19 protein-coding genes and 2 pseudogenes are annotated in these 23,010 nt (G+C 42.7%); 12 read left to right on the forward strand and 9 right to left on the reverse strand.

Annotation, left to right across the window (positions count from 1 at the left end):
• Window positions 1–85 precede the first annotated feature (85 nt).
• From CHRO_RS11685 to CHRO_RS11710, 6 genes are all read left to right on the forward strand, one after another.
• Entirely contained in the window at window positions 86–1,477 is a 1,392-nt protein-coding gene (locus CHRO_RS11685; RefSeq protein WP_015154419.1) for an oligosaccharide flippase family protein, read from the forward strand.
• A 49-nt stretch (window positions 1,478–1,526) separates the two neighbouring features.
• Window positions 1,527–2,513: a glycosyltransferase family 2 protein gene (locus tag CHRO_RS11690; RefSeq protein ID WP_015154420.1), complete on the forward strand. Its 987-nt coding sequence runs from the start codon at window positions 1,527–1,529 to the stop codon at window positions 2,511–2,513.
• Between the two features lie 94 nt (window positions 2,514–2,607).
• Window positions 2,608–3,852 carry an O-antigen ligase family protein gene (locus CHRO_RS11695; RefSeq protein WP_015154421.1) on the forward strand — a complete coding sequence of 415 codons (1,245 nt, stop codon included), beginning with the start codon at window positions 2,608–2,610 and terminating at the stop codon, window positions 3,850–3,852.
• Between the two features lie 51 nt (window positions 3,853–3,903).
• The gene (locus tag CHRO_RS11700; protein WP_015154422.1) at window positions 3,904–5,004 is read left to right on the forward strand and encodes a glycosyltransferase; all 1,101 of its coding nucleotides are present in this window, start codon (window positions 3,904–3,906) and stop codon (window positions 5,002–5,004) included.
• Window positions 5,005–5,200: 196 nt separating this feature from the next.
• Complete coding sequence (locus tag CHRO_RS11705) at window positions 5,201–6,316, forward strand: glycosyltransferase family 4 protein (RefSeq protein WP_015154423.1); 1,116 nt, start codon at window positions 5,201–5,203, stop codon at window positions 6,314–6,316.
• Between the two features lie 339 nt (window positions 6,317–6,655).
• Window positions 6,656–7,867, forward strand: coding sequence for an endo-1,4-beta-xylanase (locus CHRO_RS11710; protein WP_015154424.1), 1,212 nt, complete (start codon window positions 6,656–6,658; stop codon window positions 7,865–7,867).
• 259 nt (window positions 7,868–8,126) lie between these two features.
• Here CHRO_RS11710 and CHRO_RS11715 read toward each other — a convergent pair whose 3' ends face one another.
• Entirely contained in the window at window positions 8,127–8,906 is a 780-nt protein-coding gene (locus CHRO_RS11715) for an ABC transporter permease (RefSeq protein ID WP_015154425.1), read from the reverse strand.
• A gap of 170 nt (window positions 8,907–9,076) precedes the next feature.
• On the opposite strand from CHRO_RS11715, the gene CHRO_RS11720 reads away from it, so the two are divergent.
• The 5 genes and pseudogenes from CHRO_RS11720 to CHRO_RS29610 all read left to right on the forward strand — a co-directional run bounded on the left by CHRO_RS11720 (window position 9,077) and on the right by CHRO_RS29610 (window position 15,024).
• Complete coding sequence (locus CHRO_RS11720) at window positions 9,077–10,210, forward strand: cob(I)yrinic acid a,c-diamide adenosyltransferase (protein WP_015154426.1); 1,134 nt, start codon at window positions 9,077–9,079, stop codon at window positions 10,208–10,210.
• A 1,040-nt stretch (window positions 10,211–11,250) separates the two neighbouring features.
• Window positions 11,251–12,615 carry a flavin monoamine oxidase family protein gene (locus tag CHRO_RS11725; protein WP_015154428.1) on the forward strand — a complete coding sequence of 455 codons (1,365 nt, stop codon included), beginning with the start codon at window positions 11,251–11,253 and terminating at the stop codon, window positions 12,613–12,615.
• Between the two features lie 375 nt (window positions 12,616–12,990).
• Window positions 12,991–13,098, forward strand: a pseudogene (locus CHRO_RS30465) (Mo-dependent nitrogenase C-terminal domain-containing protein); the annotation flags it as partial.
• A 192-nt stretch (window positions 13,099–13,290) separates the two neighbouring features.
• Window positions 13,291–13,599: a DUF4278 domain-containing protein gene (locus CHRO_RS11730; protein WP_015154429.1), complete on the forward strand. Its 309-nt coding sequence runs from the start codon at window positions 13,291–13,293 to the stop codon at window positions 13,597–13,599.
• A gap of 90 nt (window positions 13,600–13,689) precedes the next feature.
• A complete protein-coding gene (locus CHRO_RS29610; protein WP_051033222.1) occupies window positions 13,690–15,024 on the forward strand; it encodes a phospholipase effector Tle1 domain-containing protein in 1,335 nt (444 codons plus the stop codon).
• A gap of 234 nt (window positions 15,025–15,258) precedes the next feature.
• Here CHRO_RS29610 and CHRO_RS11745 read toward each other — a convergent pair whose 3' ends face one another.
• The 3 genes from CHRO_RS11745 to CHRO_RS11755 all read right to left on the reverse strand — a co-directional run bounded on the left by CHRO_RS11745 (window position 15,259) and on the right by CHRO_RS11755 (window position 19,289).
• On the reverse strand, window positions 15,259–17,358 hold the full coding sequence (locus CHRO_RS11745; RefSeq protein ID WP_015154431.1) for a S9 family peptidase: 2,100 nt from the start codon (window positions 17,356–17,358) through the stop codon (window positions 15,259–15,261).
• A gap of 86 nt (window positions 17,359–17,444) precedes the next feature.
• A complete protein-coding gene (locus CHRO_RS11750) occupies window positions 17,445–18,965 on the reverse strand; it encodes a bifunctional metallophosphatase/5'-nucleotidase (protein WP_015154432.1) in 1,521 nt (506 codons plus the stop codon).
• 6 nt (window positions 18,966–18,971) lie between these two features.
• A complete protein-coding gene (locus CHRO_RS11755; RefSeq protein WP_015154433.1) occupies window positions 18,972–19,289 on the reverse strand; it encodes a hypothetical protein in 318 nt (105 codons plus the stop codon).
• A gap of 167 nt (window positions 19,290–19,456) precedes the next feature.
• Here CHRO_RS11755 and CHRO_RS11760 point away from each other — a divergent pair, with 167 nt between their 5' ends.
• Window positions 19,457–19,912 carry a rhodanese-like domain-containing protein gene (locus tag CHRO_RS11760; RefSeq protein ID WP_015154434.1) on the forward strand — a complete coding sequence of 152 codons (456 nt, stop codon included), beginning with the start codon at window positions 19,457–19,459 and terminating at the stop codon, window positions 19,910–19,912.
• Window positions 19,913–19,998: 86 nt separating this feature from the next.
• Here CHRO_RS11760 and CHRO_RS11765 read toward each other — a convergent pair whose 3' ends face one another.
• The 5 genes and pseudogenes from CHRO_RS11765 to CHRO_RS11785 form a co-directional block, all read right to left on the reverse strand.
• Window positions 19,999–20,544 carry a 5-formyltetrahydrofolate cyclo-ligase gene (locus CHRO_RS11765; protein ID WP_015154435.1) on the reverse strand — a complete coding sequence of 182 codons (546 nt, stop codon included), beginning with the start codon at window positions 20,542–20,544 and terminating at the stop codon, window positions 19,999–20,001.
• 6 nt (window positions 20,545–20,550) lie between these two features.
• Window positions 20,551–21,141, reverse strand: a complete 591-nt coding sequence (locus CHRO_RS11770; protein ID WP_015154436.1) for a TetR/AcrR family transcriptional regulator — start codon at window positions 21,139–21,141, stop codon at window positions 20,551–20,553.
• Between the two features lie 5 nt (window positions 21,142–21,146).
• On the reverse strand, window positions 21,147–21,911 hold the full coding sequence (locus CHRO_RS11775) for an alpha/beta fold hydrolase (protein ID WP_015154437.1): 765 nt from the start codon (window positions 21,909–21,911) through the stop codon (window positions 21,147–21,149).
• A gap of 192 nt (window positions 21,912–22,103) precedes the next feature.
• Window positions 22,104–22,654 (reverse strand): annotated as a pseudogene (locus CHRO_RS11780) (transposase).
• A complete protein-coding gene (locus tag CHRO_RS11785; protein ID WP_015154438.1) occupies window positions 22,651–22,959 on the reverse strand; it encodes a transposase in 309 nt (102 codons plus the stop codon). Before CHRO_RS11785 ends, CHRO_RS11780 begins: the two are co-directional and overlap by 4 nt.
• Window positions 22,960–23,010 lie beyond the last annotated feature (51 nt).

The raw sequence follows: 23,010 nt of genomic DNA on the forward strand, positions 1-23,010 counted from the left end.
TTGTCCATACCAAGCGGTTAGCGAGGAAAGACAAAATGTATGGTTTAACAGAGGTTAACTTATATAGTTTGCTGAGCAGAACGGCATGAGCCTACGTACTCAAGTCATGCGAGGCGGGACGTTCTTAGTTCTGCGCCAAGCATTAGGTATGATTCTCTCTTTGGGAGGTGTTTTACTACTTACCCGCATTTTAGGTCCGAAAACATACGGGCTGTACTCTGCCACGCTAAATATTTTTGTCTACGTTCAAAGTCTCAGTCAGTTAGGAATTGAGATTTATCTGGTGCGGCAGAAAGATGAAGAAGACATCAAACTTTACCATCAAGCCTTTACCTTGCTGCTCTTACTGGCGCTAGGGGGTACTGGCATATCTCTCATAGGAATACCCTTATTACAAGAGTGGGTGCGCCTAGAAGGATTTAGCGATGTGGCTCGCGTCATGTTTCTGGGACTGCCAGTTGTGTTGCTGAGTCAAGTTCCTTTAGCACGACTAGAGCGGCACTTGGATTACAAACACGTCGCTTTGATCGAACTGAACGGTCAGTTCGTTTACTACTTAGTCGCCCTTCCTCTGGCGTTTCAGGGAGCTGGTGTCTGGTCGCCTGCGATTGGATGGTGGATGCAACAAGTTATGACTTTAGGACTGCTTTACTGGCGGGCAGATTATCGCCCTCGTTTGCATTGGCAACCAGATGTTATTAAGCAAATGCTGAGCTACAGCGTTGGCTACTCTGCCTCCTCCTGGGTTTGGCAACTGCGTAACCTGGTCAACCCCTTAGTGGTTGGTAGGTATGCAGGTGCGGAAGCAGTGGGATTTGTCGCTTTAGCGATTCGGATTGTGGAAGTCCTGAGTTTTGTCAAAACCGCAACTTGGCGATTGTCGATCGCAGCTTTGGCTCGTCTCCAAGGCGATCGCGTGCGACTCGGTAAAGCAGTGAGCGAAGGTATGAGCCTTCAGATCTTAGCGCTGGGTCCCCTGTTAGTATTCGTTAGTTGGCTCAATCCTTGGCTGATACCGTTGTTGTTCGGTCAGCACTGGTTGCCAGTCATTCAAATCTATCCTTTTATTGCCCTCAGTTACCTCAGCAACGCCGTGTTCAATCTCCATTGTTCCGTGCTTTACGTCTTGCAGCGCAACTGGGAAGTGACAGCTTTCCACTTAGCACACATTATCTTGTTTGCTGGCACGGCGTTGGTTGCAACCTCTCATTTTAATGGCTTCGTCGGCTACGGCTGGGGCGAGGTAGCGGCTTTAGCTAGCTATGCCGTTCTCCATGTTTTTGTCGTGCAACATATTAAAAGTCCTGCCTATCGCTTACCCACAATTTGGTGGCTAGCTTTGGTAGGAGCTTTATTTATTTACCAATTGGGTTGGTGGTCTGCTTTAGGTTTGGTCGCGCTGTTTTGTATGCCTGCTACCTATCGACAGTTGAAATACTACATCGATAGCCTGCGGCAAGCTCAATCAGATCGTTAACATCACTTGACAAAAATCAGTCATAAGTCAGTCGTCATAAGGCAAATTTATGCGTCCCAAAGTATCAATAATTGTACCCACATATAATAGTGAGGACTATATTGCCAGGGCAATAAAATCTGTATTGCAACAGACAGAATCTCAAGTAGAAATTATTGTTGTAGACGATGCTTCTGTTGATGCTACTGTGCAAGTGGTACAACAGTATAAATGCGATCGCCTTCAATTACTGGTAAATGACTGCAATCAGGGACCTAGCTACAGCCGCAATCGCGGTATTGCCGCAGCTAGGGGAGAATGGATAGCTTTGCTAGATTCTGATGATTGGTTTGCCCCTGAAAGAATTGAAAAGTTGCTACAAGTCGCTGTAGCAGAAGATGCAGATGTAGTAGCCGATGACTTATATCTCATTGCCAATCGAGCCAAGCAGCCGTGGGGAACGAGATTTTCTGCTCCGCTAGGATTTGGTTGGCGACGACCTAAGTTTCAAGGAGTTACGCAAATCGATGCAATAGATTTTATTGAAATGGATTTGGGTGTAGTCAAACCCATATTTAAACGTAGTTTTCTCGTTCATCATAATTTAAGTTTCGATGACAATCTACGCTATGGAGAAGACTTTCAATTTTATTTGAAAGCTCTCATTTGTGGGGCAAAGTTTATCATCGACTCTCAGCCATATTATTTTTATTGCTCTCGTCCTGGCTCTCTGATTACCGATTATCTAACATGTCAGCAACAAATGTATGCGGATGTCGATCGCTTCCTTCAAGTCGATGCAGTTCACAAAAACTTTGCCCTCACACGTTCTTTAACAAGAAGATATGAAATCGTTGGAACTCATTTAAGTATTAGTTTAGCTTACAATCAATTAAAAGCAGTGTTTAAAAGCGAAAAACTGTTCGCTGCGATCGCCAAAATTATTACCAATCCTCAAATCATTGTCCTGTCGGTTTTACATATCATCAGAAACTTAACACAGCGAGCGGCTCCGCTGTGGGTTGCTCTATCTTGCAAATCAAAAAAAACAGTTTAAATCGCATATAGAAAAGTATCTGAAATTCATTTTCCTAACAATGCGATCGCCTGCTAATTTTAAAAAGTTAACTTAAAAAGTTAAATTTTTCAGAATGAAACTTTTACTTGGTGCGGAAAAGATATTTACAGTTATATCGTTGCTGACTCTTACGGGAGCTTGGTTTCCCCGCCTGTATGAAATCATCAGTGGAGAATCACTGATCGTACTCACATCTGAGGGAGTTGTAGCACTACAAATTCCTTTCTACTCGATTTATATCACGACATTTGCACTCATATTGCTTCGATGGAAAAAAATCATTCAAGCGCTAGGGAAAGGTAAGTTTTTATTATTGCTAGTTGCGATCGCGATCGTCTCAATTTTATGGTCAGATGCACCTGCAATCACGCTGCGACGAAGTTTAGCCGTTTCAGGTGCGACTTCATTCGGGATCTATTTCGCTACACGATATAGCCACAAAGAGCAATTGCATCTCTTAGCTTGGACTTTTGGAATAGCAGTTCTATCCAGTATATTATTTACCATAGCGTTACCAGCTTACGCAATTGTTCCTGACCCAAATAGCACAGCTTTAGGATCGGTTTTGCAAGGGGTATATATCCACAAAAATGTTTTCGGTCGGATGATGACTTTAAGCACGATTGTCTTAGCGATCGTGGCTTTTAGTGGTTCAAAATCTCGATATTTAGCCTGGATTACCTTGAGCCTTGCAGTCAGTCAAGTGTTACTTTCATTTTCTACTAGCTCTTGGATTATCCTAGCAATTGTTATAGCACTATTTCCCTTATATCGGGCTTTGCGATGGAACTTTTCTTGGATGCTGCTACTATATATTGCCGTGGCACTATTCTGCGGTGGCTTAGCTATTTTAATTACGAGCAATTTGGATATTGTACTCAATAGTTTGGGAAAAGATTTAACTTTAACTGGTCGAACTAAAGTTTGGTCGGCTGTCATCGACAAAATTGGCGAACGTCCTTGGTTAGGTTATGGATATAGCGCTTTTTGGCGGGGTAATGAAGGAGCATCTGCTTATGTTCGGCTAGCCAGTGGATGGAAAGTAGCCTTCTCTCATAACGGCTTATTAGATCTATGGCTCGATCTAGGATTGATTGGAGTTTCAGTTTACTTAATCGGTTTTGTTAAAGCTTATACGCAGGCAATAACATGGATGCGCTGGTCTAAAACATCTTATGGGTTATGGCACTTAATCTTGTTGACATTCATATTTTTAACTAATTTTTCTGAAAGCACAATTTTGAAGTCAAATGATATTTTCTGGGTGTTGTATACGGCGACATACTTTTCACTCTCACAAAGCTCAATAGATGCTTAGCTTCAAACTTTTGCCTAATTTTCAGCCATTAACTACTTGGAGCAAAAATGAATGACCTCTAGCCTAGCAGTTTTTATCCCAAGTCTCGATGGTGGCGGAGCCGAAAGAGTTATGCTCAACCTCGCTGATGGTTTTGCCGCTCAAGGTGTAAAAGTTAGTTTAGTTTTAGTTAAGGCAGAGGGACCATATCTGTCGCAAGTATCTTCAAAGGTAGAATTAGTTACCTTGGGAAGTCGGCAGAAGTTACTGCTCAGCTTTCCCGATTTGATAAATTATCTGCGGCGGGAGCAACCTGTCGCAATGTTATGCGGACAAGAGGATGCCAATATAGTCGCACTATGGGCAAAGCAACTGATGAAAGTATCGACTCAAATGGTCGCGATCGTCCACAATCATCTCTCACGCGATGCCCAAACTTCTACCCTACTCAAAAGACAACTGACACCTCATCTGGTGCGTTGGTTCTATCCTTGGGCGGATAAAATTGTCGCCGTGTCTCAGGGGGTGGCTGAGGATCTCGTCGAGATTGGTTTGCCAAAAGATAAAATTCAGGCAATTTACAACCCTGTCGTAACTCCAGAATTGCACGACCGGGCAAGAGAACCAATATCTCATCCTTGGTTTGCGCCAGACCAACCTCCAGTTATTATGGGTGCGGGAAGGCTAGAGAATCAGAAGGATTTTCCGACTTTGATCCGTGCTGTTGCTAAGTTACGGCAGCAGCGTCCCGTGCGGTTGATGATTTTGGGCGAAGGGACAAAACGACCTGAATTAGAGGCTTTAATAAGAGAACTCGATTTAATAGACAGCGTTGTCATGCCAGGATTTGTGAGTAATCCATACGCTTATATGGCAAGGGCAACTGTTTTTGTCCTCTCATCAATTTGGGAGGGTTTTGGTAACGTGCTAGTAGAAGCGATCGCAGTGGGAACTCCGGTAGTGTCTACTAATTGCAAAAGTGGTCCGGCAGAAATTTTAGAAAATGGCAAGTATGGAAAATTAGTCGCCGTAGGGGATGTTATGGGGATGGCTGAGGCGATCGCCCAGACGCTAGACTGTCCGCCAGCACCTACTGAATTACAGCGTCGAGCCGAGCGATTTTCCACAGCAAAAGTTTTAGCAGAGTATCGACAGATTTTACAAATAACCTAGTACAAAAGTCAAACATTCGTAGGGGCGGGTTTGTTTGCAAATGTTACATGTTCAGGCAGGGTTGGTTGTTGAAACCCGCCCGTACAAAAGTCAAACATTCGTAGGGGCGGGTTTGTTTTCAAATGTTACATGGTTCGCGCAGATTTTCTTGTGGAAACCCGCCCGTACACCAATTTAAAATCGTGGGAATTAGCATATGAAAAAGATCGGGGAAAAACAAATTAATGTTCTCATGGTGGGAGACAGCTTATCTAAGCAGGGAGGAATTGTAACTTTAGAAAAGCATATGTTAAAACACGCTCCTGCTAACGTGCAAATTCACCATATTGGCACGGCAGTTGATGGTTCGGCAATGCAAAAAGCCTTTGGATTTGCGATCGCCCTGGTTCGGGTTCTCTTGGTGCTATTAACGAAAAAAGTGGATATCGTTCACGCGCATGTAGCCGAAAGAGGCAGTGCTTATCGCAAATCAATCGTGACTTTAATTGCTAAATTCTTGTTTCGCAAACCCGTAATTTTACATTCTAATAGTCCTGAGTTTCATGAATTTTATCAGGGGTTATCTGTGAATGTCAGACAAGGATTGTTGTGGGCATTTAGTCAGTGCGATCGCTTCATTGCTGTTTCCGAGAGTTGGCGTAATTTCTATGTGGATAAATTTGGTTTAAAACCAGAACAAGTCTTAGTACTGGCTAATCCGATTGAATTGCCAAATCAAGTCCCTCACCGAGAGCGATCGAACCAGATTAATCTTGTTTTTTTAGGACGCATCGGACAGCGTAAAGGCACTTTCGATCTGATTCGTGCTTTTGCCATGTTACCTGAGCCGATAAGAAACCAAGCAAATTTAATCTTGGCAGGAGATGGAGAGGTTGACAAAGCCCGCGATTTAGTCACGAGCTATAGTTTAAAGATTAGCAACATTGGCGATCGCATTACTATATATGATTGGCTCAATTCACAGCAACGAGATGCTTTATTAACTCAAGCGCATGTGTTTATCTTGCCTACTTACAATGAAGGATTACCCTTAGCTTTGCTCGAAGCAATGGGGTGGGGATTACCTGTCATCACAACGCCAGTAGGGGGAATTCCCGATTTAATTGTCTCGGAGAAAAATGGTTTATTAGTCCAACCTGGAGATATTCAACAACTTTCCACTGCTATTGAATCGCTCATTCAGAACGAAAATTTTAGACTTTCCTTGGGTAGTGCAGCGCGGGAAAGCGTCATACCTTTGGATGTCAAAAGTTATTTCAGTTTCCTGTTACAAATCTACGATTTAGTATTAGATCTTCAGGAAAATCAGTAGTCAAAAGTTAAAAGTCAAAAGTTAAAATGTACAGAGTTAATATAGCAATCCAAATTGATTTGTGAACGGTTCCCGTGTAGAGACGTTACATGTAACGTCTCTACACGAGCAATCAATTTCACGATTCATCTAGGATTGTTATAGTATCAAGCAAGGCGATCGCACTGAGAATGTTAGTTAAAAGTGTAACAGCTTACATACCAGAAAGTAGGTAGCAGCAATAATTGGTATAAGAAAACTTATCAACCAATTTTAAAGAAAAAATTAAATAACTGTGTCTGTCCGAAAAGTAGGTTTATAACCTCGCTGTTTCCAACCTAGTTTTTTTCGGTAAAACCAATGAATCATCGGCAAATCACAAGACGGCTAGCAATTGCTCTAGGGTTAAGTACCTTTGCAGGTGTAAGCGTATCACCACTGCTGAAACTTGAAAATTTAAGCCAACAGGTTGAAGCAGTAGAAAGTGGAACGCAAGATTTCATGGTTGTTGGCAATGCAAGTTTACGCGATCGAGCAGCAGCCAAAAGATTTCTTTTTGGCGCAGCAACGGGATACCATAAACTAACCAACGATGCAGCACTCAATACGAAATTTCGCCAAGATTGTGCCATTTTAATGGCAGAAGAAGATTTGTTATGGGGTGCGCTTCGTCCAGATGCAGACACTTTTGCCTTTACTAAAGGTGATTGGCTAATTGATTACGCTCGCCAACACAAAATGTTAGTTGGTGCTACTCATTTAGTATGGCATGAATATATGCCTCAGTGGTTGGAAGAAAAGCTGAATAAGCAAAATGCCGAACAGATACTACTTCAACATATTAACAAAGTTGTGACACGCTATGCTAAAAAGATTCATTTTTGGTCTGTAGTGAACGAAGCAATCTTAACTTCCGATAAACGACCGGATGGATTAAGAAAAACGCCGTGGTTAGAATTTTTAGGACCCGATTACATTGAGATGGCATTTCGTGCTGCTGCTGCCGCAGATCCGCAAGCTTTGTTGCTATACAATGACAATGCTTTGGAATACGATATTCCCTATCACGACGAAAGGCGAGCAGCGGTATTAAAATGGTTGGAAAGATGGAAATCTAAAGATACTCCCATACACGGTTTAGGTTTACAATCTCATATAGGTAAATTAGATAATTTTAGCCCCAAAAAACTGAAAACTTTTTTGCGTGATGTTGCTAGTTTGGGTTTAAAGATCGTTATCACTGAAATGGATGTTGGAGATGCAGGAATGCCGACAGATATTAAAGTACGCGATCGCATGGTTGCCGAAGTTTACAAACAGTTTCTCTCGGTAGTCTTGGAGGAACCAGCAGTTTTGGGCGCAATTACTTGGGGATTGAGCGATAAGTATACGTGGCTTTCTAATTATGCACCTAGAGAAGATGGCACGCCAGTACGTTCGCTACCGTATGATGCTGAAATGAATCGCAAGTTAGCTTGGAATGGCATTGCTCTTGCTTTCGAGCAGCTTAAACAGCGTCGTAAATCTTCTAAACTTTGGCTTGCATGGAGAAGACTTCAAACACAAGTTTAAAAGTGAAAGTTGTTTGACCAATTTTTTATGACTACGCCGCAGAAGATCCCCCCAACCCCCCTTTTCAAGGGGGGCATTGTTTCCCTAATTATTAAGGAAAGAATTGTTTCCTCTCTCATTAAGAAAATCATTGTTTCCTTCCTCCTTAAGGAAAGCATTATTTCCCCCCTTTTTAAGGGGGGCTAGGGGGGATCGGATCTTTGCCATAACAGGTAGAATTAATGCTAGTGGCTAACAATGATTGGCAAGCCGTTTTCTTCTAAAACTCGCGACGAGAGAAAACAATAATGGCGATCGCCAACATTAATACTGTATAAACCACACCATAGATAGCATTAGTTATCAGCGTCATCGCATCGGGTAAGGCAGAAAAACCATAAACAGCTTGATTTTTTAAATCTAGTCGCGATAGATCGGGTAACACAAGATATAAATTTCTCACTAATTGTTCGATCGCGGGATTTTTGCTCAAGCGTCCAAATTCTAATAAATCTTGACTCAAATTTCCCATTAAATAAACGCCAAAACAGAGTAAGGTAGCCAGTACTGTACTGGTAAATACTCCTAAAACTAGTGCGATCGCAGTGATTAAAGATAACTGCAAAAATAAATAAACAACTGCTAAAAGTATGCTGCCTAACGGATAAGCTAGTTGATTTAATTGTAGCAAAGCGAGAAAAATAGCTGTCATGGCTATTAGCAAAGCACCTAAAACAGCTGCCAGTCCTAAATGCTTACCTGTAATAAACTCGCTATGACTGATAGGTTTAGCAATTAAAACTAACACGGTACGTTTTTCAATCTCTTTATTCACCAATCCCGTACCGACAAACACCGCGACAATTAAACCCAAAACATTCATCGCCGCCAAACCGAAATCCAGAATAATTTTATCCTCAGCCCCCCCTGCAATCTGAGGAATCAGCATTACCGCCCCGCTCAAGAGCAAAGCATATAGAGCGATGATATAAAGAATGCGATCGCGCACCACTTCCCGAAACACATTCGAGCCAATTGTAAACACCCTAGTTGGATTCATAAGTCAGTTATCAGTTATCAGTTATCACGGAACGAAGAGCCTCTAATCAATGACCAATGACCAATGACCAACGACCAATTCTGTTTTAACTGTTGTAATTGCTAATGCCCAGAGGATAGAAGCTTCAGTTACAATTACAATCTAAGACGGCACGCCAAGAGGGGACGACTGTGAGTAGGAACGGTATCGGAATAAAAACGGCGCAGGTGCGATCGCAGCGGGTTGTCGGTCAGATTCACGTGTACGATGGCGCGGGCAAAGGTAAGTCTCAAGCAGCTTTAGGCGTGGTTTTGCGCTCGATTGGCTTGGGAATTCACAGCCGCAACGATACCCGCGTCTTGCTGCTGCGGTTTCTCAAAGGACCAGGACGGGCTTACGATGAAGATGGAGCAATTAAGGCTCTACAACAAGGTTTTCCTCATTTAATCGATCAAGTACGGACGGGACGAGCCGAATTTTTTGGTCCCGATGAAATTACTCGTTTCGATCGCCTAGAGGCACAGCGGGGTTGGGATATTGCTAAAGGGGCGATCGCTTCTGGTTTGTATTCCGTGATTGTTTTAGACGAACTCAATCCGGTATTAGATTTAGGTTTGCTACCCGTGGATGAAGTTGTCAGCGTTCTCTCCTCCAAGCTGGAAGAAATCGAAATTATCGCCACCGGACGCGGCGCGCCCCAAAAACTGCTCGATATTGCCGATTTACATTCAGAAATGCGCCCGCACCATCACCCTACAGCTGAGATGCAGGGAATTGCTGGAATTGAAATCTATACGGGGGCGGGTAAAGGTAAGTCTACCAGCGCCCTTGGTAAGGCACTGCAAGCGATTGGCAGAGGAATTAGTCAGGATAATTCCCACCGCGTTCTGATTATGCAGTGGCTCAAAGGTGGTAGCGGTTACACTGAGGATGCCGCGATCGCGGCTTTACAACAAACTTATCCGAATTTGGTTGACCATCAGCGCTGCGGACGCGATGCGATCGTCTGGCGCGGACAACAGCAAGAACTCGACTATGTAGAAGCCGAACGGGGTTGGGAAATTGCTAGAGTGGCGATCGCTTCTGGTTTGTACAAAACTATTATCCTCGACGAGCTGAACCCGACTGTAGATTTAGAATTGTTGCCAATTGAGCCAATTATGCAAGCGCTACTGCGCAAGCCCCGCGACACGGAGATTATCATCACTGGGCGCTGTCACAATCCCCCCGCTTATTTCGACTTGGCTGAAGTTCACTCCGAGGTATACTGTCACAAGCACTATGCTAATAGTGGAGTAGAACTCAAAAGCGGCGTTGATTTTTAATTGTAGAGACGTTAAGTGCTAAGCCTCTACAAAATACCCATAAAAATTCATGGAAAACACTCAAACATTAGATCTGATTACTGGTGGCATTGCGATCGCAATCCTAATTGGCGGTTACTTAATGATGTTTACTGATATTTTTACTAGGAAAAAAAAGTAGTTTATTCAGTTGAAAGTACTGCTGTAACTTAGTTTGAGCGCTAGCCCTCGTAGCAATTTTCTATTTTTACGAGTGGTTTAGTGTTGACTAAACCGGCTAAATGCTATACTGTTATTATTGCTAATCGCAAGAAAATATTATGACTTAAGAACTGAAAGCGACAAAACAAGCTAAAGGTAAACTGAGTCATTATTGGCAGGTTATCTAAAAATTGCGCGAATTTCCTAGCCTTTAGCTGCAAAGCACAAAAACAAGGCAAGTTTTATGTATTATCAAGCAGGAATACCTGATATATAGCTATTTTTTCTGAAACGCTTTATAGGATTTACTCTGATGGCTATAATTGGTCATTAGTCATTAGTGACTGATAACTAGTGACGATAGTAGCTGTTGCTTCAGTTGCCGCGATCGCAGCGAATAAATTTAGAGTATTTCTGTCTAAAGTTATAGCTGGCACTGAACGTAGGTTTTAAATCTTTTCTCGTCGATCTCAGCTTCTCTTCTGATAACTGCTAGTTTTCTTTTGGAAGACGATCGCAGTTATAAGGGTTTAGTAGTGCCATATTCTTATATAGCAGTTCTAAATGATTTGTAAAGTAGGCTTCCAGCCTGCGGCAGGCTTCCAGCCTGCTCCGTTCATGAATCACATAGGATTGCTATATGGTGAAATCTGCACAGACATAAATATTTTTTGCGCCTATTTTTCGGACTTGAGTTAAGCCTGAAAATATCTGGCGTTTGAATCAGTTTTGGTTCGTAGTGGGCGCTGCCCACACGACTATTTCTGGTGTCTCAATCAGTTTTAGTTTGTATTTGGCGATGCCCTACAAGCTACTGATAAATGACTGACCAATTACCATTTACCATAAGATGAAAAGTTATGCTGACCCGCAGAAACTTCATCGAACAAGCAATTATTACTCCAATTCAAGCTGTAGCAGCCGCCAAAGTTTTTAGTTTCTTTCCAATTAATTACAAACCAAAAGTTATCATTATTGGTGCTGGGTTATCAGGACTCGCAGCAGGATACCTTTTATCTCAGAAAGGTATCGATTTAACTGTTTTAGAAGCACGTTCTCGCCTGGGCGGGCGCGTTTATTCTCAGACAATTGATGAAAATGAAAATTTAGCAGTGGAACTGGGTGCAGAGTGGATTGGTGCTTCTCATCAGCGAGTCATTTCTCTTTGTCAAGAATTAGGATTGGAATTGCACAATAATCAGTTCAATACCCATTTGTTATATCAAGGTAAATATTTTCGTCAAAATGAATGGGATTTTTCCGATGCTTGCAATAATAAATTAGATAATTTGCTACAGGCTTACTCAAATCTAAGTGAAGCCAATAAGATGAAATTGGATAAGATTGACTTGTGGCGTTATTTAGTTGACAACGGTATTAAAGATAAAGACTTAGACTTCATCGAATTAATTAAAAGTACAGATTTTGGTGAAAGTATTCGTTTTGCTTCTGCTTTTCTTGCTTTAGATGAATATGTTGAATCGCAAGAAACCTATCATATGGACTATAAAATTAAAGGAGGTAATAGTAAGCTAGCCAAAACTTTAGCCGAAAAAATTGGACGAGATAAGATTCTACTCAATCGTCAAGTTGTAGCAATTGAACAAACGGGGCGATCGGTAATAATTACTTGTGCTAATGGAGACAAACTCGCTGCTGATAAAGTTATTTGTACTTTGCCGACAACGGTAATGAAAGATATTCGCTGGAATCCAGTTTTACCAGCAGATAAATTAGAGGCGATCGACGCATTACAATATAGTCGAATCAATAAATATGCCACTTTGTATAATCGTAGATTTTGGCAGGATGAAAGCTTCGATCTGATCACTGATGGACCCGCTCATTACTTCTACCACGCTACTAAAAATCAAGTTTCTACCAAAGGTGCATTAGTCTCTTATACGATTGGTGATAAAGCTGATATTTTTGCTAGGCAATCCAATGCGGGGAGAAATGCGTTAGTTGAAAGTGCGTTAAAACCAATTTTTGGCGATACAGAACAGTATGCTTTAAAGCAGATCAATCATTATTGGGGAAATGATGAATTTGCAAGAGGAAGCTATGCTTTTTACGGTAAAAATCAGTGGTTTAATGTTCGTCCTATTTTGCAAAGAAAGTTTAAGCACGTTCACTTTGCAGGGGAACATATAGCTGATTGGCAGGGATATATGGAAGGAGCAATTGAGACGGGTGAAGCCGCTGTTGCTGCTATTTTGGGATAAATATCTCTCCCTAAATTCCCCTTGAAAAGGGTATAACCGAAGTCCAATACACGCCAAGATAGACAGGACTGATATTGTTGTATTCAATAGCCTGATGCCGGAGTACACTTCAGATAGATATAGCACTCGAAGCAAAGGATAGGAAATAATAGAAGAGAGGTAAACGATGTCAACAGATGAAACAATAGCAAGTTTTGATGGCAAGTTAACGATAATTGAGTTATAGCTGCTCAATTTCATTGCGAGGCTAAAAAGAGTAAATCGAGTTGGTTTACTCTTTTTTATGTCTATCTATTTAATTTTGTTCTTGACTTTGTTTCACATTTCACACGGTCACTTGCGTGCGGGGGTTTCCTCCGTTGAGCAAAGCGATCTCCTCTGTGCAAGCTCAACCCTCTATACGAACAAGTTGTTGCGCTTCGCTTCAAAGCTCTAACTTACCTAGTAGATGAGTGCGGTGAAGATGTATCTCTATATTGCTAACAGTAAGAAATGCGATCGCAGTTCTTTAGTTTAAGAAAGTCGAATATGACAGATGTAATGGATTTGACGTGACATTTATTCGATGCGATCGCTCGCTCCTTGCCGATAAATTAAAGCTAACGAACGAGGAAAACCTCGCCGCTCAACAAAACTAGCAATTCAATCAAAAACCATACATTCAGGAGACGAAACATGAAACTGACCTATCGCGGTACAACATACGATCGCCATCCTTCTCAAGCTGACAATCGCCCATTTCAGCAAGTTCGCGAACCTGGAGCAGCTTATAACCTCAGTTACCGTGGCGTGACCTATCGGCTCGATCCTAACGCCCAACCTGTAGAATCTGCACGACCAGTAACCTATCAAGCAATCTATCGAGGCATTACCTATTTTGTTCGCAAAACTGCGCGCGGGGAAGTTACATTTCTCGCTCAAGTTGAAAAATCTCCCGCACAAGCGCCTTCGCCTAGCCTGCTAAATCGGCTGTTTCGAGTTTAGTATGCTGCGCGGAATTTTCCTCTTGGGCAGCATAGTTCCACTGGAAGAACCCTAAATTACAATATCTAGACTTAAAATCAGCGAAGAATGATGAAACGGCTAATTGTATGCTGCGATGGGACTTGGCAAAACTTATCTAGCCCGTATCCAACTAACGTTGTTAAAATTGCCCAAGCGATCGAACCTATAGACAGTAACGGAATTCCTCAACTTGTCTTCTACGATGAAGGTATCGGAGCGGGAAATCAAGCAGAAAAGCTACTTGCTAGAGCTGATAGAATTCTGGGTGGAGCCTTCGGAATTGGTATTGACACTAATATTCAGGATGCCTATCGCTTTTTGTGTCTAAATTATGAGATTGGTGACGAGATTTACTTATTTGGTTTCAGTCGAGGTGCTTATACTGTACGCAGTCTCGCGGGATTAATTCGTTGTACCGGAGGTTTACTCCTGCGTCAAAATATCCGCGAAGCACCTTATATGTATCAGATATATCGCGATCGCCAACTCACTTTGCAGGAGAAAGAGAAATTCCGCCAAGTACCTAGAATTCCCCAAAAAGGCGCATATAGTTCTGAAGCAGAGCAGGTTTATCAACAGCAAGATCGGCTTTATCAAGAATGCCGAGATCGGGCGTATCAAATTTATCGCGATCGCAGCTTTCTTTCATTAGAAGAAGCAACAGAAAATCCTGATTCAGAAAAAACACGACAGGATTTGCAACAGAAAGAGGAGAAAGTGCGAGAATTATTAAATCGCGCTCAAATTCCACTGCTAGGCGATCGAGAGAGTAGGCGCGAGGTTAAGATTACCCTCTTAGGATGTTGGGATACAGTTGGAGCGTTAGGCGTACCCGATCGAATTCCGGTTCTGAGCAGATTAATAAATCGCAAATATAAATTTCACGATACCTATCTCAGTTCAATTATTCAGAATGCCTTGCACGCTATAGCAATTGACGAGATTCGCAGAGTCTTTAATGTCACCCCAATGCAAAAAAGTTCTAGAGCGGGCGATCAAACGCTGGAGCAAGTATGGTTTCCAGGCGCTCACGGCTGTACTGGTGGTGGTAGTTGGAATGAGACAGGGCTATCAGATGCAGCTTTAGCATGGATGATGGATCGAATTATAGGTCTGGGTCTAAAGCTGGAGTTCGACCGGATGGCGGTTGAAGGTGGAATCAACCACAACTATCAGGCTGCATTCAACAACGAACCCGATATCTTTTATAGATTAGCAGGGGGACATTGGCGCGAAATTACTGGAGTTGCCAATTTAGAATCTGCCCAATTTCATGAAAGTGTAAAAAACCGCTGGCATTACGCCTTTGACAAAGATAACCCTCCTACTAAACTTTATCGACCAAAAAATCTTAAGAAATATATTCAAGAATATCCAGAACAGTTTCCAGGCTGGAAAATATAGCGTTTCCATGTATGTGCAATAGCGTATGTGCAATAGCAATCCTATTTGATTCATGAACGTGGAGCAGGCTAGAAGCCTGCTTTACAAATCATTGAGAACTGCTAAATACATCTTTAGGGGCGCATAGCCGTGCGTCCCTAAAGAATTGTAAGACAATCCACGCTTTCCGTTCGATTCCACGCAGGTTGGTTGCCTCACTATGGGATTGCAAAACAATCCGTACTTCCTCTTCACTCACTTGCCGTCGATCGTAAAGTGTTTAACTTGACTACCCAACCCTAATCTATCCAACAAAAACGCATAATCAAAAGCAGTTTCCTTCAAGCTTTCATAACGCCCAGACGCACCTCCATGTCCTGCACCCATATTCGTTTTGAGTAAGAGAACATTGCGATCTGTTTTGAGTTCTCTTAACTTTGCCGTCCATTTCGCTGGTTCCCAATATTGCACGCGAGAATCATTCAAACCTGCATTAATTAGTAAATCTGGATACTCCTTCGCCTCCACGTTGTCATAAGGAGAATAAGATTTGATGTAATCGTAATAAACTTTGTCGTTGGGATTTCCCCATTCATCCCACTCAATTGTAGTTAGTGGTAAAGAAGTATCGAGGATAGTTGTCACGACATCGACAAACGGCACGTCAGCAATAACTGCTTTAAATAAATCAGGACGCAGATTTACAACTGCACCCATTAATAAACCACCCGCACTACCACCAGAAATAGACAAGCGATCGCTATTCGTCCAACCTTGAGAAATCAAATACTCCGCACATGCAATAAAATCAGTAAATGTATTTTTCTTGTGCAAAAACTTACCATTCTCATACCATTTTCGACCCATTTCGCTGCCACCACGAATGTGTGCGATCGCAAATACTACACCGCGATCGAGTAGCGACAAGCGATTAGAAGAAAATGCAGCGGGATAGGAATAACCGTAAGAACCATATCCAGTTAAAAACAAAGGATTTTCCCCATTTTTTTGGATTCCCTTTTTATAAACAATTGAAATTGGTACTTGCACGCTATCTTCCGCTGTTGCCATCAGCCATTCACTTTGATATTGAGTGCGATCGTAGCCTCCTAGCACTGGGGTTTCTTTTTTCAATTCTCTTTGTTGAGTCTCCATGTCAAAATCGAACACGGAATTGGGAGTAATTAAAGAAGTGTAATTGAAGCGTAAAGTTTTGGTATTAAATTCTGGATTATTCCCTTCATAAACAGCATAAGTTGGTTCGGGGAAAGTCATTTCATATTCCTCCCCCGTGGCGAATTTTTGGACTCTTACCGTTGGCAATCCTCTTTGGCGTTCGTAAATAACTAAATGGTTGCTAAAAGCACTCACGCCCAATAAAAATACGTCTTCTCGATGGGAAATTACCGTTTCCCAATTCTCTTTTGTTGGGGAGCTAACGGGAGCTTTCATCAATTTAAAATTGATTGCCTCGTCATTAGTTGTAATGTAAAAATTATCGCTGTGATGCTCGATATCATACTCCATCCCATCTGTACGCGGGTGGATGAGCTGAAAATTACCTGTAGGATTATTTGCTGCTAGATAATGCACTTCCGAGGTAATCATGCTACCTAATTCTAGTAGGATATAAGCTTGAGAGCGCGTTTTCCCTACAGATAAATGGAAGGCTTCGTCAGTTTCTTCATAAACTAAAATATCTTCAGCGATCGGTACATCTAATGAATGTCGCCAAAGTTGAAACGGACGGTTAGCATCATCGACTTTGGTGTAAAAAACTGTACAGTTATCGTTTCCCCAGGCAAAAGAATAGTAAGTATCTTCTATGCTTTGCTCGTAAAGTTGTGATGTGTTTAAATCTAAAAAATACATTGTGTATCTTTCAGCACCACTGGTATCAACTGAGTAAGCTAATAGCTGATGATTGGGACTGACTTGTAACACGCCAATATTGAAAAACTCGTGTCCTTCTGCAAGGGTATTTTGATCTAGCAGAATTTCTTCAGCAGCATCGAGGCTACCTTTTTTGCGACAATAAATCGGATATGCCTTTCCTGCCTCAGTACGAGAATAATAATAATATTCATCTTTGCGATAAGGAACAGATAGATCGGTTTCCTGAATGCGATCCAACATCTCTTTATACAGTTTTTCTTGCAGAACTTCCGTATGCTGCATCATTGTTTGAGTATAAGAATTTTCTGCTTCCAGATAAGCAATAACTTCAGAATTTTCCTTTTCTCTGAGCCAATAGTAGTTATCTACTCGTTCGTCGTTATGTAAAATCAGCGACTGCGGCTTTTTTGCAGCAATGGGTGGAGTTAACTTGTTTTGTGGAAGACGATCCTGACTCATAATTTGTAATTGTTGAAATTTGTGATTTTTGGCACTAAAGATGATTCGATAAGTCTCCTTTGAAAAGGAGGACTTTGAGATACCCTTTAAAAAGAAGGACTTTTGTATCGCTTTAAGACGGAATCAGCGAAAGTATCTTTGAGGCGATCGATCGCCACGAAACGGAGATCGCGCATTTGATAAATTAACTTGACATCTTTTTGCTTAAAATTCAAAAATTCTAGCCCTTGTTCTTGACCGCTCATCAAAAAATCATTAATTGCTACGCGGTAGTTCTTGTCTTTTTCAAGGGGTTCGCCATTCACCATCCAAGTACCAATATCAGCTTTTTTACTCACATTTGCTGTTTGTAAAAAACCACCCGTACCTCTATTAGCCTGCCCTTGTTCTAATACTTTTTCTAACAAACTTCCCTTCATTTCTACAGCTAAGACTTTACCTCCAAATGGGAGAACTCGAATAATATCGTATTGAGTAATTCTTCCTGGGGGAATGAAATCGTCAATCCGAATTGACCCACTATTAAATATAGCTAAATCTGCTTGATAAACCTCTCGAAGCATGGCTTGAGCGATTAATGCCGTCAGATTAGTAGCGCGATTGCGGACGCTAGATTCTAAACCATCTAAAGCAATATTTGTAGTTGCGATCGCCTCTTCTGGAGCAAAGCCCTCTGCTCTAAATCCCTGATATGCTTTTTCTATCCATGCATTCACGATTTTTGCCACGCGAGGATCTTCAGGAATTGTCTCTGTAACTGACTGTAATTGAGAATCTACAACTAATTTTTTTGTCTCGGTATCGTAGCGCAAATTGTGAATGTAGACGCTACGCGCATTTGCGTCGGCTTTAAATAAAGGTGTAAAATCTTCTCCCCGCCATTGTTGAATATTTTCATGTTCGTGTCCCCCTAAAATCAAATCGATTTCTGGAACTTCTGCGGCGAGTTTCTGGTCTTGAGCCAGGTTTAAATGAGTTAAAGCAATAATAAGATCGACTTGACCTTTAAGTGCTGCAACTTGAGTCCGCGCTGCTTGAATTGGCTCGGCATAGCTGACATACTTTTGTTTATTACTATCTATCGTCAATCCAATTAGACCGACTCTAATGATTGTACCGCGATCGCTTTTTACATTTAATATTTGCGATTCTGCTACGCCAGGAAAAGATTTACCTCGATTATCCCTGACATTACTAGATATCCACTTAAATTGAGATTCTTTTAAACGTTGTAAAAACTCGGACTCGACTAAATCGAACTCGTGGTTCCCAAAGGTCGCGTAGTCGAAACCAACAGCGTTCATCACCGCTACCATGTGTTGACCAGCCAAAGGTTTACCATTCACCTTCGCAGTCCCCAAAGCCGAGGGGCTAAAAGCGTCTCCAGCCAGTACGGTGTAGGTACGAGGATTTTGGCTGAGTAATTCTTGTCGCAAAGTTGCAACCCGCGCTAATCCACCTCGTTTTCCCCCGTCCACTGGGGCGATTTCATAAACATCATTCAGATGTAGCAAAGTAATCTCTACAACCTCAGCCAACGCAGGGCTAGCGATACATAAAGCTACAACTTGCAGCACCAAACCCCACGCGACAGAGAACGATTTCATCTTCGGTTACATATTTAACGCCAAGCGTCTTTGTAACACAATCATCACCAAATTGGTAAGCAGACAGGTGCTAGCAAGTCCCAGTAGGATGTACGTAGGAGCCATCACTACCCCAATCGATAGCCAGGTTGCAACGTGCAGGATCATAATAAAGGCAAAAAAGCCAGCGACTCCTGCTGCTTGCCAAACCCGCGCTTGAGGGTGGCGCAGCGCCGTGAAAATCATCGTCGCTATAGTAGCAATTAAAGTAGCTGGAACCAAAAAGGCACAGATACTAACGCAGTGGGTGCGCGAAAACTCCGCCATGACATGTAAATCCAACATTAGTTCTCCCGATCGCGTTGCCAAATATTACAACAGTTACCACCCCAGACTCTAGTAACTTTAAACTTTTTGAAACAATATGAGGGAGATAAGGGAGACAAGAGAGACAAGGGAGACAAGGGAGACAAAGGAGACAAGGGGGCTGAGGGGGATACTGATAACTGATAATGCGATCGCTCGTTTTTGACATTATTAAGCGCTGGATTCAACGCAAGTTTCCGACTGTGAAGTGGTTGAAGACTCGACAGTTGGCAGGGTGGTTGCGCGATCGCACTCAGCCGCAGCCGCTTTTACTCGATGCCCGCACTGAGGCAGAATATCAGGTTAGCCACCTTCCACAAGCCCAGCGCATCGATCCGCATCATCCTAACTTAGAGGATATTGCTGTGGATAAAGATGTACCTGTGGTCGTATATTGCTCTATAGGCTATCGCAGCGCCAGAATTGCCCAGCAACTCGAACTGTCAGGATTTACAAATGTTTACAATCTGGAGGGCAGCATATTTCAATGGGTAAATGAAGGCAACCCAGTTTTTCAAGGCGATCGCCCCACCGTTCGAGTTCATCCTTACAATGCGAATTGGGGCAGATTGTTAAAGGCTAAATATCGTAGTGAGGGGTAATTGGTAATTGGTAATTGGTAATTGGTGAGAGGCAAGTAGCAAGACGTATAGTTTTGACTTTTGACTTTTAACTTTTGACTTTTGACTTACCTTAGTCCTTTTTCAGTACAGACAGCGTGTAATGGAATATCCCAAGGATCTGTGGGAAGTTGGGGTAGGTAGGCAAATTCAAATACGATCCCGATGGTAGGTTTCGATCGCCACTCAGGAGAAGATAGGAGGCGATCGTAGTAACCGCCACCGTAACCTAAGCGATAGCCGCCATAGTCGCAAGCAACTGCTGGAACGAGGATGAAATCGACTGCTGAGGGTGATATGGTGGGGGCTGTGGAGAGGGGTTCGCAAATCCCATACGCGCCAACTTGAATTTCATCCCCAGGTTGCCAGATGTGCCAAGCTAAATTTTCGCCGACACAGCGAGGAAGTCCCCAGTTGTAATGGTTATGGTGAAATAAGGAATTTAGATCGGGTTCTTGACGACAACTGAAATAAGCCAGGATGGTTTTATTTGGGGTAAATAAGGGTGAAGCGAGCAGATGGGAGACAATTCGATCGCTTTTTTCGCGCCATTCTTGCTGAGATAATGATTTACGTTTTTGAAGTAGCGATCGCCTCAACTCTACTTTATCCATGACTATTTATCCATGATTACAAAACTCCGCGATCGCTTCAGCCTTAAGTTTTTCTAATGGAAAGCTATTAGGATAGGTCGAAAACATTAGCATAATGCCTTGGAGCGTTGAGGAAAAATAAAGCGATCGCTGTCGCGGTTCTACGACTCCAAGCTGGACAAACATTTCCGTCTGAATTTCAAATTGCCTTGCTTGCTCGTCCATCAACTTCTGGCTATATTTTGCTACCACTGGATCGAGACGCGGTTGGGTAAACAAATTTAGATAGAATCGGAAGACTTCGGGTTGACGGCTGACATCTTCGAGCGCACCTTCAACAATATGCTGAATTTGTTCGGCAGGGGTTGTTTTGGCTACAGCCGCATTCATCACCACTAAAACATCGTTGATTCGGAGATCGACTAGCGCCGCCAGCAAATCTTCTTTGCCTTTGAAGTAGTGATAGAGCAGCCCTTTTGAGATCTGAGCTTGCTTGGCAACATCATCAATTGACGTAGAATAGTAGCCCTTCTCACAGAACAAAGTCATGGCTGTTTTAAGAATCTGTTCTGTGGTAGCGCGACGGATGCGTTCGTTTTCTGTTGGGGTGCGTGGCATTAATATTAATATTGTGACTCGCTCAGGAATTGAGTGATGAGATGATATACCTCTTGCGGATGTGTCAGCGTGGGTATATGGTCTGCGCCTTCAATTTGGGCAAAGCGAATGTCGGGAACTTGTTTGAAAAATTTAGCGATACGGAAGCAGTCTTCACTGTCTTGAGTGCCGATGATGAATAGCGTTTTGGATTTTAGCTCATTTAGCCGTTCGATCGCGGGTGGTTGCCTCCAAACTTGGTCGAAGTTTTTCCATTCAAACGCTCTTAAAACATTGTGATGTTTTATTTGGTAAAAGCGATCGCGCTGCGGGCTGTTCACGATCGCGTGGACGGCATACACTGGAGAGTTCAAAGTCACATCAAGCATTTTCTCTACATCTGGAACTGCTGCCCAAATTGCTTGGACATAGCGATCGAATTCTGGTGAGAATTGAAAACCCGTCAACCCAGGAGCGACAAGCACGAGTTTGGTGACTCGTTCTGGATTGTCTAGAGTAAAATCGGTGGCAATTTGTCCGCCAATCGAATGACCAACTAAAACTGCTTTGTCGATTTCCAAAGAGTCTAGTAGCCGTCTGAAATCCTCAACATGATTTACAGGTTCGAGCCGTGGCGATGACTTGCCAGTACCGCGTTGGTCGTAAGTAATGACTTGATGAGTTTGAGCCAACTGTGGGGCGATAAACTGCCAGTCACGCGAATCGACTCCGCCACTATGCAGCAGGACGACCGGATCGCCCTTTCCTTGAATTTCGTAATGCAAATCCATTTTGACCTCCTGTACCTCAACGCCTTGCTAGTAGCTGAGAGCGCTGTTTTTGCTTATTGTTGCGATACTACTAACTTACTTTAGACTGAATCATCAGTCAATAAAAAATTGCGAGTCAGTAATATTCGCGCATAGCGATCGCGCTTCTGCCACAATGACAAGTGGAAAAGCCTATAGAACCCATTTGAGATCTTAAGAAGGGGCGGCAAGCCGCTTCAGCATTAACCTAACAAAGCAAAGGTTGATTTTGGTGGTGGCATGCTCCAGAGTTCGCTTCTTCGTTTTTCACCAGACTTTTGCAACGCTCCATCCACGCATTGGAGCGTTCCACTACCCAACGGGCGGCGACCGGAACAAAACCCGATTTTCCCTGTTCTGCCTTCTCTTGTTTCGAAGGTTTCTTGCACAGTTGGAACCGAATTTTCGTCACGATCTGGGGGTACACTTTTTTAAGCTTTGCAGTCAGAACGTCGATGTGGTATCCGTGGTCTAACAAAAGGGTGATTTTGGGAATATTGACCGGTTTGGACTGGAAATAGTCGATATTTAAGGTCAGCATCTCCACTAATCCGGCATCATCGCAAACATTTGCCGCAGTGCAATGCGTGAAGAAGGGAAAGCCTAGGATATCCACAGCTAGATGACGCTTGATGCCATTCGTCGCTTTGTAAAAGCAAAATCATGCCCGACTCCACACTGGCATTACAGGTATTTTTCACAGCCTGAGAGTCAATGATAATCAATCGAGTCCACTTCGGTTTTTTTTTACCTGTGCTCGAACCCGTTGGTGTAACGTCTGCATCAGTTGCTCGATTGCACCTGCTACCCGCCACTGCTTGTAATACCAATAGACGGTGGAATAGGGCGGTAGGTCTTCGGGTAAGTCTTCCCACTTGCAACCATTCTTGTGTTCATAGAAGATGCCATCAAGGATTTGCCGCATTGTCCAGTCTCTCGGTCGCGTGCGTTTCTTCTGCGGCAAGATCTGGGGCAACAGAGGTTCGAGAATTTCCCATTCGGCATCGGTTAGACTGCTGGAATACGGCATCACAGCTGCATTAGAAAGCTGTAGATCCCCTAATTCAACATTGTAAAGATG

The organism is Chroococcidiopsis thermalis PCC 7203, from assembly GCF_000317125.1.
GTDB lineage: Bacteria > Cyanobacteriota > Cyanobacteriia > Cyanobacteriales > Chroococcidiopsidaceae > Chroococcidiopsis > Chroococcidiopsis thermalis.

Bases quoted from the DNA above. Each gene is read 5' to 3' on its own strand.
- CHRO_RS11685 (WP_015154419.1), top strand. From the start codon at position 86: ATGAGCCTACGTACTCAAGTCATGCGAGGCGGGACGTTCTTAGTTCTG.
- CHRO_RS11690 (WP_015154420.1), top strand. From the start codon at position 1,527: ATGCGTCCCAAAGTATCAATAATTGTACCCACATATAATAGTGAGGAC.
- CHRO_RS11695 (WP_015154421.1), top strand. From the start codon at position 2,608: ATGAAACTTTTACTTGGTGCGGAAAAGATATTTACAGTTATATCGTTG.
- CHRO_RS11700 (WP_015154422.1), top strand. From the start codon at position 3,904: ATGACCTCTAGCCTAGCAGTTTTTATCCCAAGTCTCGATGGTGGCGGA.
- CHRO_RS11705 (WP_015154423.1), top strand. From the start codon at position 5,201: ATGAAAAAGATCGGGGAAAAACAAATTAATGTTCTCATGGTGGGAGAC.
- CHRO_RS11710 (WP_015154424.1), top strand. From the start codon at position 6,656: ATGAATCATCGGCAAATCACAAGACGGCTAGCAATTGCTCTAGGGTTA.
- CHRO_RS11715 (WP_015154425.1), bottom strand. From the start codon at position 8,906: ATGAATCCAACTAGGGTGTTTACAATTGGCTCGAATGTGTTTCGGGAA.
- CHRO_RS11725 (WP_015154428.1), top strand. From the start codon at position 11,251: ATGCTGACCCGCAGAAACTTCATCGAACAAGCAATTATTACTCCAATT.
- CHRO_RS11730 (WP_015154429.1), top strand. From the start codon at position 13,291: ATGAAACTGACCTATCGCGGTACAACATACGATCGCCATCCTTCTCAA.
- CHRO_RS29610 (WP_051033222.1), top strand. From the start codon at position 13,690: ATGAAACGGCTAATTGTATGCTGCGATGGGACTTGGCAAAACTTATCT.
- CHRO_RS11745 (WP_015154431.1), bottom strand. From the start codon at position 17,358: ATGAGTCAGGATCGTCTTCCACAAAACAAGTTAACTCCACCCATTGCT.
- CHRO_RS11750 (WP_015154432.1), bottom strand. From the start codon at position 18,965: ATGAAATCGTTCTCTGTCGCGTGGGGTTTGGTGCTGCAAGTTGTAGCT.
- CHRO_RS11755 (WP_015154433.1), bottom strand. From the start codon at position 19,289: ATGTTGGATTTACATGTCATGGCGGAGTTTTCGCGCACCCACTGCGTT.
- CHRO_RS11760 (WP_015154434.1), top strand. From the start codon at position 19,457: ATGCGATCGCTCGTTTTTGACATTATTAAGCGCTGGATTCAACGCAAG.
- CHRO_RS11765 (WP_015154435.1), bottom strand. From the start codon at position 20,544: ATGGATAAAGTAGAGTTGAGGCGATCGCTACTTCAAAAACGTAAATCA.
- CHRO_RS11770 (WP_015154436.1), bottom strand. From the start codon at position 21,141: ATGCCACGCACCCCAACAGAAAACGAACGCATCCGTCGCGCTACCACA.
- CHRO_RS11775 (WP_015154437.1), bottom strand. From the start codon at position 21,911: ATGGATTTGCATTACGAAATTCAAGGAAAGGGCGATCCGGTCGTCCTG.
- CHRO_RS11785 (WP_015154438.1), bottom strand. From the start codon at position 22,959: ATGCCGTATTCCAGCAGTCTAACCGATGCCGAATGGGAAATTCTCGAA.